At 72.6% G+C, this 10,795-nt stretch carries 9 protein-coding genes and 1 pseudogene; 3 read left to right on the plus strand and 7 right to left on the minus strand.

The features are described from left to right. A pseudogene (locus P3L51_RS32475) lies at positions 1-329 on the minus strand (hypothetical protein); the annotation flags it as partial. Between the two features lie 277 nt (positions 330-606). Beyond that, positions 607-1,680, minus strand: a complete 1,074-nt coding sequence (locus tag P3L51_RS32480; protein WP_435594575.1) for a ferric reductase-like transmembrane domain-containing protein — start codon at positions 1,678-1,680, stop codon at positions 607-609. Positions 1,681-1,945: 265 nt separating this feature from the next. On the opposite strand from P3L51_RS32480, the gene P3L51_RS32485 reads away from it, so the two are divergent. Next, positions 1,946-2,632 carry a hypothetical protein gene (locus P3L51_RS32485; protein WP_354608925.1) on the plus strand — a complete coding sequence of 229 codons (687 nt, stop codon included), beginning with the start codon at positions 1,946-1,948 and terminating at the stop codon, positions 2,630-2,632. Positions 2,633-2,707: 75 nt separating this feature from the next. Beyond that, positions 2,708-3,412: a sigma-70 family RNA polymerase sigma factor gene (locus tag P3L51_RS32490; protein WP_435594576.1), complete on the plus strand. Its 705-nt coding sequence runs from the start codon at positions 2,708-2,710 to the stop codon at positions 3,410-3,412. A 10-nt stretch (positions 3,413-3,422) separates the two neighbouring features. On the opposite strand, the gene P3L51_RS32495 is transcribed toward P3L51_RS32490, so the two are convergent. From P3L51_RS32495 to P3L51_RS32510, 4 genes are all read right to left on the minus strand, one after another. Then, positions 3,423-4,703 (minus strand): MFS transporter, encoded by a 1,281-nt coding sequence (locus P3L51_RS32495; protein WP_354608926.1) that lies wholly within the window; start codon positions 4,701-4,703, stop codon positions 3,423-3,425. Beyond that, positions 4,700-5,989, minus strand: coding sequence for an ATP-grasp domain-containing protein (locus tag P3L51_RS32500; RefSeq protein ID WP_354608927.1), 1,290 nt, complete (start codon positions 5,987-5,989; stop codon positions 4,700-4,702). The genes P3L51_RS32495 and P3L51_RS32500 overlap by 4 nt, the downstream gene beginning before the upstream one ends. Beyond that, a complete protein-coding gene (locus P3L51_RS32505; protein WP_354608928.1) occupies positions 5,986-7,062 on the minus strand; it encodes a pyridoxal-phosphate dependent enzyme in 1,077 nt (358 codons plus the stop codon). The genes P3L51_RS32500 and P3L51_RS32505 overlap by 4 nt, the downstream gene beginning before the upstream one ends. A gap of 102 nt (positions 7,063-7,164) precedes the next feature. Next, positions 7,165-7,860, minus strand: coding sequence for a class I SAM-dependent methyltransferase (locus P3L51_RS32510; protein WP_354608933.1), 696 nt, complete (start codon positions 7,858-7,860; stop codon positions 7,165-7,167). A 255-nt stretch (positions 7,861-8,115) separates the two neighbouring features. Between P3L51_RS32510 and P3L51_RS32515 the strand changes: the two genes are divergently transcribed. Continuing rightward, on the plus strand, positions 8,116-9,414 hold the full coding sequence (locus tag P3L51_RS32515; RefSeq protein WP_354608929.1) for a CAP domain-containing protein: 1,299 nt from the start codon (positions 8,116-8,118) through the stop codon (positions 9,412-9,414). A 26-nt stretch (positions 9,415-9,440) separates the two neighbouring features. Here P3L51_RS32515 and P3L51_RS32520 read toward each other — a convergent pair. Next, on the minus strand, positions 9,441-10,795 hold a 1,355-nt coding region (locus P3L51_RS32520), incomplete at its 5' end, for an alpha/beta hydrolase (RefSeq protein ID WP_354608930.1).

The raw sequence follows: 10,795 nt of genomic DNA on the forward strand, positions 1-10,795 counted from the left end.
AGACAGGAGGACGCGCCGCCGCCCTCCGACCCAGCCCCGGCCCCGTCCCCGGCCCCGTCCCAGAGCCAGAACAGTTCGTCGACCAGCCGGCGGCGCGGATCTCCGAGTATGCGGTCGAAGGCGCCACGGACGTCGTCCAGCCGGACGGGGAGCGAGTGCCCGAGGTCGACGTCGGCGCCGAGTTCGAGCGCGGGGGTGATGCGCTGCTGCCGCTGGCGGACGGTCCGCCGGTCGGCGGATGTGGGCAGGCCGGTGATACGGAAGGAGTTCCGCCGGTACATCTGCGGACCTGCCGCCTCCAGCAGGCCCGCTGTCGTCTCGTCGATCACAGCACGCTCCGAATCGACCATGTCGAGGGTGGGTGTCCCTCTGGAAAGTATGGCGACCGCGAGTGCCGTGCTCCATGGCAACCGCATGGAATTCACATGGGCAACGCCCCCTTCGCCGGGCCCGGTTGAGCGTGTGACCGGGGCGGCGGCGAAGAGGGCGTGAGGGATGGTGGAGGAGGTGGAGAAGATGGGGAAGGTGCGCACGTTACGGCGCGGAGGACACCGAGAGGTGACGGTCAGGTCGGTCGTACGCTCGCGGCCGTCGGCCGACGTCCTGTCACTCGTCGTGCACGTGCGTGGACGACGTGTCCTCGGGCGGCACCGTACGCCCGCCGTCCCGCCCCGAGGCGATCACCGCGACCAGGACACCGATGATGGCCACGGCCGCCACCCGGCCCGTCATGCGCAGACTCCAGCCGGCTTTCGAACCGCGGTGCGCGCTCGGCGACGCGAGGCGTTCCGAGCGGCGGGCCGGACGGAGGAGGCGGAGCAGGAAGAGTGCGGCGATGGGGAGTTGGAGGAGCCACACCGTGTTGCGGAAGGCTCCGTCGTACCAGACGTTGGTGCCGTACAGCAGGGTGTGCCAGACGCTCAGGACATACACGACGAGCACGAAGCGGTGCATGATCCGCCACGTCTTCGGGCCGATGCGGTGGCGTACGTAGAAGAGCAGGCCCAGCGGGATCGCGAGGTAGAGGGCCGCCTGGCCGATCGGCATGGCCCAGACGCCGGTGCCGGAGTTGTAGCCGCCGGGGATGAACGTCTCCAGTACGGCGCTGCCCACCCGTGAGGGCCAGGAGTCGGTGTCCTGGTAGATCAACTCGGCGGCGAACAGCAGCGCGTGGGCGACGATCAGCGCGATCGTGTTGAGGCTGGTGGTGCGGTGCAGACGCTCCAGGCGGGGGCCGGAGAGCGGCAGGCGCGCGGGGCGCGGGCCGGAGAGCAGCAGGCCGATGATGACGGTGCCCCACGCCCACAGGAGCGCGGCCCAGCCGAACGCCTGGCTGAGGTAGTACATCCAGAATTCGCCCGTGTCCGCCATGAAGGGCATGACGGTGAGGGTGGAGGACGTCTCCGCCTTGATCCGGACGTAGAGGATGACGAAGACGGCGGCCGTCACGACCAGGGCGACCGTGCCGTCGAGCCAGCTCGCCCGCAGGTCCGAGCGGAGGGTGACGCGCGGCGTGGGTGAGGTGGTCGCGGCCGTCGTCGTGGCCGTGTCCGTGTCCGTGTCCGTGGCCGTGGCCTTTGCGGGAGCCGGCTCGGCGTCCGCGGCGGCGGTGGCGGTGGCCGGGGCCTCGGCCTCGGCCACCGGGTTGGAGGCCGGGGTCTTCTCTGCGTCGGGCGTCACGGGCTCTGGGGGCGGATTCATCGGGCGGTCTCCGGTTCCGTCATCTTCCGTCGTACGTACGGAGTTGGTGCGTGGGTGCGTGCGTAGGTGCCTTTGTGCGTGGTGCTCAGTCGTACTGTTGGAGGTGTCGGTGGCCGGGGCCCAAAAGTTCCCGAGCCCTTCATGTGAGCTGGATCACACCAACTCCTTGTCCCCGCATAGCGCGTGAACATCCGATGTATACCCATCAGGTGTCCTTTCGCGACCGCCCTGTCACGCTGGCACCATGACGGCCATGGGAGCCGGACCCGCACTCCGCCTCGCACGCACCGCGGTCTTCGCCGCCGTGTGTGTCCTGGTGTCCGGGCTCGGCCACGCCCTGTCGTCCGGTGGCCCGCTACCACCACGCGTGCTCGCCCTCGCCTTCCTGCCGGTGTGCGGCGCGGGCTGGTTACTGTCCCGGAGGGAACGCGGTGGCGCGGTGATCGTCGCCGCGAGCGCGGGCGGACAGATGTTGCTGCACGGCGTGTTCGGCGGCCTGCACCCCCGTCCGCCCGGCGGCCACGGCGGGCACGGCGGCCATGAGGGCGGCGGGACGGGCGCCATGAAGGGCAGCGGCGGCGGCGAGATGACGCACGACGCCTTCGGCGAACTCCTCAGCCCGAACGGGCTGACCGGGCTCCTCGACAGTTCCGGCCTCAGCTCCGGCATGGTCGGCGCCCACCTCCTCGCCGGCCTCGTGTGCGGCCTGTGGCTGTGGCGCGGCGACCGCGCGTTCGTACGGCTGATGGGCTCTCTGAAGCTGTTCGTGTACGAGCGGCTCCGCTTCGCCCACGCGGTGCTCAGCGGCGGCGGGCCGACGTACCTCCCGGTGCTCGCGCCCCCCGTCACCTACCGGCCGGTCCGTCCCCCGGCCCAACTCCCGGCCCTGCACGTCGTGTCGCGGCGCGGGCCGCCACTCCTTCCGTCCTGAGCGCTTCTCCACCCCACGCAACCCACCGCTCTGATTCCACGGGCCACGCGGCCCGGACGCGAAGGACTTTCCGTGATACCTGCTGCCCTGCACACAGCTGTGCCCACGCGCATACCCCCCACCCGCATACATCCGACGACCGGCAGACTCCCGCGCGCCGACAACGCCGACAACACCCCCAACAGCCGCTCCGCCGACGACTCCGAGATCACCGCGTGGGCCCTGGCCGCCGGTCTCGGTGACCGGCGGGCGGCCGAACTCTTCGTACGGGCCACGTATGACGACGTACGCCGCTTCGTCGCGCACCTCAGCGCCGACGTGCGCGGCGCCGACGACCTCACCCAGGAGACCTATCTGCGGGCGCTGGCGAGCCTCGCGCGCTTCGCGGGGCGTTCCTGCGCGCGCGTCTGGCTGCTGGCGATCGCGCGCCGCGTGGTCGTCGACCGGTACCGGCGCGCCGCCGCACGGCCCCGGATCGCCGACACCGCGGACTGGGTGACCGTCGCGGACCGTGCCCAGCCACGGCATCTGCCGGGCTTCGAGGAGTCGGTGGCGCTCTCGGACGCGCTGGCCGCAATGGATCCGGGGCGCCGGCAGGCGTTCGTACTGACCCGCCTCCTCGGGCTGTCGTACGCGGAGGCCGCCGACGCGCTGGGCTGCCCGGTCGGGACGATACGGTCCCGGGTCGCGCGCGCCCGGCGTGATCTCGCGGCGGTGTGGGAGCCGCAGGACGAGGGCGCGGAGAACCCGGACGGCGCGGTGGCGGTCATGGCCGGGTGAGGCACACGCCTCAGCGCGGGAGGTGAGCCCCGACCTGCTCGCCTCCCGTGCGGCGCCGCGCGGCCCCGGCCACGCAGACCGCCAACAGCGCGGGCAGCACCACCGCCTGCGCGCTGACCAGCACCCAGAACACCGGTACCGCAGCGGCCCGTTCGGCCGCCCCGTACAACTGACCGCCGACCACGGCCGCCGCGAACGCCCCGAGTCCGGCCGCCAGCCGCTGTCGGCCGAAGACCGTCGCCGAGGGTGCGGTGGACCGGTCGAGGGCTTCCAGGTCGTTCTTCAGGAAGAGGACGATCTCGCCGAGGCAGAGCAGCACCGCGCCGACCGCGATCCCCGCCCGGCCGCCGAGCGCGAGCACGGCCGTACCGGCGGCCATCGCGCCGAATCCGATCCCGAGCGCGGCGGTGTACGGGAGCGCGGCGAGGCGGCGCGCGAAGAGTGGCTGGGCGACGACGAGGAGGATCGCGTAGCCCATGAGGACGGTGCCGTAGAAGGCGGTGGAGGTACGGGGGACGGCGTAGAGGGCGAGGTAGTGCTGGAAGAACATGAAGATGTAGACGGCGAGCACGGTGAAGGCGAAGGGCGGGAGGTGGAGATGGCGGCCGGAGGCCATGCCGCCCTCCACGGCCCTGTCCCCGTGGGCTCCCCCCTCCTGGCCTGCTCCCTGCTCCCGCGCCCGGTCGTCCGCCGCCCCGCCGTCCGCCGCCCGGTCGTCCGCCACGGACGGCAGCAGGGCGTGACCCGCCCCCACCAGCGCGAACAGCACGGCCACCCCCGTGAACAGCCCGGCCGGCGACGTCAGTACGAAGGGCGCCGCCGCCGGCGGCCCGAGCGCGATGCCCGCGTTGAAGGCGGAACCGCTCGCCGCGAGCAGCCCCGGCCGCCGCTCCGGCCCACAACCCGCCACCAGATATGCCTTGTTGGCGGGCAGATACAGGGCGGCGCCGCACGACACCAGGAACAGCGCGCCGACCGCCACGACCGGCCGGGTCAGCCCCGGTACGAAGGCGGCGAAGCCCGCCGTACGTACGGCGAGCGCCACCAGCATCGTGGCCCGCAGCCCGATCCGGGCCGCCAGCGCCGCCCCGACGACACCGCCGGAGAACTGCACCAGCGACGCCACTGCCAGCACGGCCCCCACCACCCCCAGGCCGAGCCCGAAGCGGTCGTGGAGGAGTACCGACATGTACGGGAGTACGGCGAAGCTGCCGAGCGTGATGAGGAACGAGCCGCCGAGCAGGAAGAGTTGAGGACCCGTCAGCGTGGGTGCCAGGCCCGGTGGTCTCATCCCCCCTCGGCCGTCTTCATCACCGGCCGCACCGTTGTCGCCGCGCTCCAGGCCCGGTGCTGCGCCAACTCCGCCGTCGCCGCCTCCGCGAGCACCATGCCCGTGCACCCGCGCTGGTCTCCCACGTGCCGCACGGCGTCGCCCGGTGCCCGCACCGGGTACCAACTCACGTCACCCGGAAAGGCGTTCAGACCGTCCAGCCCGGCCCACCCGTCCAGGACGCCCGGCTCGTCCGCGTACACGAGGACGAACGCGACGGCCTGCCCGGTCGGCCGCAGCGGCGCGTCCAGCAGTCGCGGGCGCCGTCCCAGCGTGACGTCCACCAGCGCCTCGTACACATTGACTTCGAGCGTGCGGCACATGGCCTCGGCGACCAGGGCGCCGCCGATCCTGCGGTTGATCTCCACCAGCTCGGGGCCGCGCCGTGTGAGGACGAACTCGACGTGCGCGAAGCCCTGATCGTGCCCGGCCGTCGCGAGTACGTCGCCCACCCAGCGCTCGATCGCGGCCAGTTCATCGTCCGGCAGAGCCACCGGGAAGGCCGCGGCCTCCTCCCGTACGGCGGGGCGGCGCGACGTCTGCCGGCTCAGCACACCCAGCAGCCGCGTGTGCCCCTCCCAGCTCAGGGTCTCGGCGCTGTAGAGCGGCCCGGCGAGGAACGGCTCGGCGAACAGCCGCCCGTTCAGCCCCTGCCCGGCCGCCGACTGCCCGGCCGGCCCCGTCCCGCCGGGCCCCTTCCCGCCGGGCCCGCGCCCGCGCTCCTCGGCCTCCGCGAGGGCCGCGGCCAGATCCTCCTCGTCGTGCACGATCCACACGTCACGCGACGAAGTCCCCGCCGACACCTTCAGTACGGCGGGCAGCCCGACGCCCTCACGCACCAACTCCGCGCTCTCCCGCCGGGGTTCGACCACCACCGACGTCCCGGCGCTCAACCCCGCCCGGTGCAGTGTCCGCCGTACGCGCGCCTTGTCACGAAGCAGTCTTACGGCCTCCGGATCCGGACCCGGCAACCCGAGTTCCCGTGCGAGCTCGGCCGCGGGCGCGCTCCAGGTGTCCGTCGTGTTGATCAGCCCGGCGAGGTCGGGCAGGCGCGCGAGCGCGCGGCGTACGGCGTCCGGGTCGGAGGTGTCGACGTCGATGACGTCCACACCGCTGACGGTGGCGAGTTCGTGGCGGTACACGCTCCGGTCGCCGGTCAGCAGCACGAACCGGTGCCCGGCGGCGCGGGCGGCCCGCGCCGTACGTCCCAGGCCGAAGGAGAGTGCTTCCAGGGCGGCGATGGTCATCGGCCCGCCTCACCCTCGGATTCGACGGCGGCGGCGGGCGGCGCGGGCCGGCCCGCCCACTCCATCACGGCCCAGGGCGGGCGCAGTTCGGCGAGTTCGGCTATCCGCTCCGGTTTCAGCGCGCTCGGGTCGGACGCCTCCGTGTGCCGGGCGAACACCCGCTCCGCGTAACGGTGTCCGGTGTCCGCGCCGAGTACGAGATGCGTACGGTTCGGATCGCCGGCCGCCTCCCACCCCGCGACGAGATGCGCGGCGCCGGTCGACAGCCCCGCGAACACCGCGTGCTGCCGCAGCAGCGCGACGGCACCGGCCATGGCGTGCCGGAAGTCGAGCCAGTGCACGGTGTCGTACAGCTCGTGGCGCACGTTCCCGAAGGGGATGGAGCTGCCGATACCCGCGATGATCGCGTCCGGATCGCTGAAGCCCTCACTGCCGAACGTGACACTGCCGAACGGCTGAATGCCCACCAGCCGCACCGAGCGCCCGTCGGCGCGCAGCGCGCGGGTGAGTCCACCGGTGGAGGCGCCGGTGCCGACGGTGCCGACCACCGTCAGGTCCTCGCCGGGCAGCGCGGCGGCGGCCAGGGCGGCCAGCTCGCGGTAGCCGGTGTGGTGCACGCCGTCGTGGTACTGCCGCATCCAGTGGAAGTCCGGCCGTGCGTCGAGGAGTTGGCGTACATGCCGGACACGCCGCTCCTGGTCGAGCCGGAGGCTCTGCGACGGCGGCATCTGGTCGACGGTCGCGCCGAGAACCTCCAACTGGGCGCGCATCGTGGCGTCCACGGTGGTGGAGGCCACGATGTGGCAGCGCAGGCCGTAGCGATGGCAGGCCATCGCGAGCGCGAGGGCGTAGATACCGCTCGAACTGTCCACGAGGGTCTGGCCGGGCACGACCCGGCCGCGTTCGAGCAGCTCGCGTACGGCGCCGAGCGCCGCGTACACCTTCATGGTCTCGAAGCGGGCCAGCACCACGTTCTCGGAGAGCCGGAGGAAGGCCGGGGCTTTCATGGCGTCGGTGATGTGGTCGTGCACGGGGACCGACAGGCGGGGGGTGGTCGGACTGAGCTGGGGCATGGCGTACGGGTCCTCCAGGACTGTGGAGCGTGGCGTACGGACGTCGGGGCACGCGCGGGCCGGGGCGGGGCGGGCCCCGTCCCCGGGTGCCGCGCGGGCACGTCACTTCTTCACCCCCCGGACGATCAGCCGACGCGAACTCTGGTCGTACGGACCGCCGTCGAAGTCCCCGAAGCACTCGACGTCCGCGAACCCGGCCGCCACGAACAGGTCGTGCAGCTCTGCCGCGCTGTAGAGGAACGACCTGATGGACGCGGTGCGGGCGCTCTCGCCGCGTACCAGCGTCCAGTCGGTACGGAGCCTGCGCCAGCTGTCCAGGACGGTGTCACGCTGCACGACGTAAGAACCGTCCGGCAGATCCACGACCTGTGGACGGCCGATCCAGCCCGCGAGCACCTCCTTACCCATGACGTCGACCAGCAGCCGGCCGCCGGGGGCGAGGCTCTGCCACGCGTTGCGCAGCACCTGGAAGTTGTCGTCCGCGTCCTCGAAGTAGCCGAAGGACGTGAAGACGTTGAGGATCACGTCGTAGGCATCGGGGGCCGCGTACGTGAGCATGTCCTCGCGTACGAGCCTGACGTCCGCCGCCCCCGCCGCGCGGCAGGCGGCTCCGGCGCGCTCCAGCATGGCCGGGCTCAGATCGACGCCGGTCACCCGGTGGCCGCGCGCGGCCAGGGGGACGAGGAAGAGGCCGGGGCCGCAGCAGAGGTCGAGGACGCGTGAGCCGGGCGGGAAGTCCAGCAGCGGGGCGGTCCTGACCAGCTCGGCGACGGTCTCGGCGCGGGTGCCGGAGAACATGGCGGGGGCGAAGTCGACCCACAGGCTGTCGTCGTCGTACCAGTCGTCGCGTGTCACGTCGCTCGCCACAATGGCCTCCAGGTCCAGCGGTTGGTGCGCGTCCTCCTGAGTTGTCGCGGCGTGGCGGGCCCGAGTTCCCGGCGGGTACGAAATGGCGAGAGGTGGCCACGACGGGCGGGGCGGGAACCCAGCCGCTCACGCCCGCCGTTCTCACTTCGACGAACGAACGATCCACAACCGACAGGGGGCCCGCGCATGCTCGACCTGATCTCAGGCGGGAACGTGTCTCTGCCCGGCGGCACGCTCGCGATCCGGGTGCCGGGGCCCTTCGATCTGTCCGTGCTGATCACCGGCGAGGACGGAAAGGTCTCCGGCGACGGCGACTTCGTCTTCTACAACCAGCCGTCGGCGCCCGGCGCGAGTCTGCGGGCCGACACGGTCACGGTGGACGTGGGGCGGCTGCGGGCCGGGGCGAGCCGGGTCACCGTGGTGGTGAGCGCCGCCGACCCGGCGATACCGCTCGGACGGCTGCCCGCGCCCACCCTGTCGGTGACGGGGAGCGCCGGCCGCGGTCTCGCCCGGTTCACACCACAGCGCCCGACGCACGAGAGCGTGCTGCTGCTCGCGGAGCTCTACCGCCGGGGCGGTGGGTGGAAGCTGCGGGCCCTGGGCCAGGGTTACGCGGACGGGCTGGCCGGGGTCGCGCGCGATTTCGGTATCGAGGTGGCAGAGGACCGCCCCAGCCCCAGCCCCGGCCGTACTTCCGAGGGGGGCTTCACCGCTCTCGTCAACGCCGAACGGTCACGGTCCGGCGCGCCGCCCGTCACGTCCGACGCCCGTCTCGCGGCGGCGGCACAGGCACACTGCGCCGCCATGGCCGCCAAGGGCCGGCTCGACGCCACCCCCGGACCGGGCCGTTCGGGCGGTGCCTCCCTCTACCAGCGGGTCCTGTCCCACGGATACGCCTATCTGACCGTCGCCGAGCACCTGGTCTCCGGCCCTCGTACGGAAGCCGACTTCCTGGCGTACTGCCTCACCGACACCCGCATGGGCCGTACGGTGCGCGACCCCGCCCTCGCGGAGGTGGGCATCGCCCACGCCCCGGCCCCCGGCGGCGACATCTACTGGACGGCGGTGTGGGCCCGCCCGCTGACCCCGCACGGCCTGGCGGCCGTCACGTCCGACGTCGTCACGCTCACGAACGCGGAGCGTACGGCCGCCGGCCTGCGCCCCCTGGCCGGCGACCCCCGGCTGACGACGGCCGCGCAGGCACACAGCGACGACATGGTCGCGCGGGCGTTCTACTCCCACACGAGCCCCGACGGCCGGCAGCCGTGGGACCGGGCCGCCGCCGCGGGCTGCACACACCGGGGCATCGGCGAGAACATCGCGTGCGGCCAGCGCTCCGCCGCCGAGGTGGTCCAGGGCTGGATGGACAGCCCCGGACACCGCGCCAACATCCTCAAGCCGGATTTCACCCACATAGGCATCGGCCTCCGCGGCGGCGGCGAGATGGCCACGTACTGGACCCAGCTGTTCGGCAAGTCGGGTTAGGGCCGGGGACCGGCCCTAACCCCGGCTCAACTCGCGCAGTACACGTCCCGCTCGGGCCGCTCGCCCGTCTTCAGGAACGTGGTGACCTTGGTGTCGCCGCACGCGTTGCCGTTGCCCAGATACATCCCGTGACCGCCCTGGTCGACGGTGATGAGCCTGGCCCGGTCGCCCAGCGCCTCACGCATCTTCAGACCACCGAAGTACGGCGTGGACGGGTCCCGCAGGCTCTGGATCATCAGGATGTTGGACGGGCCCCGGTCCGTGACGCGGGTCGGCTTGTCCGTGTAATCGCTCTTCCAGAAGGCACAGGGCCCGACATTCCGGGGCATGCCCGCGGTGAGCGGATAGCGGGCGCGGTCCTCCTTCGTGGCCCGCGCGTACGCGCCGACGGAGGTGGGCCAGCGCACGTCGTTGCAGACGACGCCGATCACGACCGCCGCGTCCTCGTCGCGCAGCGGCTGGGTGACCTCCGGGGTCAGGACGGGTGTGGCGGCCGGGTCCTGGGCGGCCCGGACGAGCCGCGCCAGCTGGGGGAAGACCGAGTCGCTGTAGAGGCCGTTGAGGAACGCCTGCCGCAGCATGTTGCCGGTCAGCGGGTTGCCCTCGGTGGTCGACTCCTTCGGCGCGCGGTCCAGTCGCGCCGCGAGCGCCAGGAACAACGGCCGTACGTCCTCGGCCTGTTCGGCGAGCCGGAGTCCCTCGCCCTCCGCGTCACGGGCCGGGTCGGCGGCCCAGGCCGCGAAGTCGGGGAAGCGGTCCTCCACGGCCCGCGACGTGTTCGCCATCCAGCCCTGCTCGACCCGTGTGTGGTCCGGGTCGCCGCTGCTGTCCAGCAGCCAACGGTCCGTGCGGTCCGGGTACTTCTGCGCGTACACGGCCCCGATGTACGTCCCGTACGAGCTGCCCCACGCCGACAGCTTCTCCTCCCCAAGCGCCTGCCGGAACCGCTCGATGTCCCGCACCTCGTTGGCGGAGGTGAAACTCCGCAGCACCGCGCCCCCGTTCTCGTCGCACGCCTCGGCGGTACGGCGCGAACGGGCCACGTTCTCACCGATCTGCCCGTCGGCACCGGGCCAGGACCGCAGCTTCGCCAGATACCGGTCGTCCGCGTCGAGCCCGCAACTCGCGGTCGTACTCCCACCGACCCCGCGCGGATCGAAACTCACGATGTCGTACGCCCCGTCCATCTCCCCCTGCAACGCCTTCCCCTTCCGGGCCAGCGCCTGCACCCCGGACCCACCGGGCCCCCCGGGAATCATCAGCAGCACCCCCCGCCGCGCCTCGGGCCGCTCACTGCGCACCCGGCTCACGGCGAGCGTCACCTTCTCCCCACCGGGCTCCCGATAGTCCAGCGGCACCTCCAACCGCCCACACTCCTGCC

It is taken from the genome of Streptomyces panacea (assembly GCF_040560175.1).
Classification (GTDB): Bacteria; Actinomycetota; Actinomycetes; order Streptomycetales; family Streptomycetaceae; genus Streptomyces; species Streptomyces panacea.

Coding starts and splice junctions, on each gene's coding strand:
- P3L51_RS32485 (WP_354608925.1), top strand. CDS start 1,946: ATGACGGCCATGGGAGCCGGACCCGCACTCCGCCTCGCACGCACCGCG.
- P3L51_RS32515 (WP_354608929.1), top strand. CDS start 8,116: ATGCTCGACCTGATCTCAGGCGGGAACGTGTCTCTGCCCGGCGGCACG.
- P3L51_RS32495 (WP_354608926.1), bottom strand. CDS start 4,703: ATGAGACCACCGGGCCTGGCACCCACGCTGACGGGTCCTCAACTCTTC.
- P3L51_RS32505 (WP_354608928.1), bottom strand. CDS start 7,062: ATGCCCCAGCTCAGTCCGACCACCCCCCGCCTGTCGGTCCCCGTGCAC.
- P3L51_RS32500 (WP_354608927.1), bottom strand. CDS start 5,989: ATGACCATCGCCGCCCTGGAAGCACTCTCCTTCGGCCTGGGACGTACG.
- P3L51_RS32510 (WP_354608933.1), bottom strand. CDS start 7,860: ATGTTCTCCGGCACCCGCGCCGAGACCGTCGCCGAGCTGGTCAGGACC.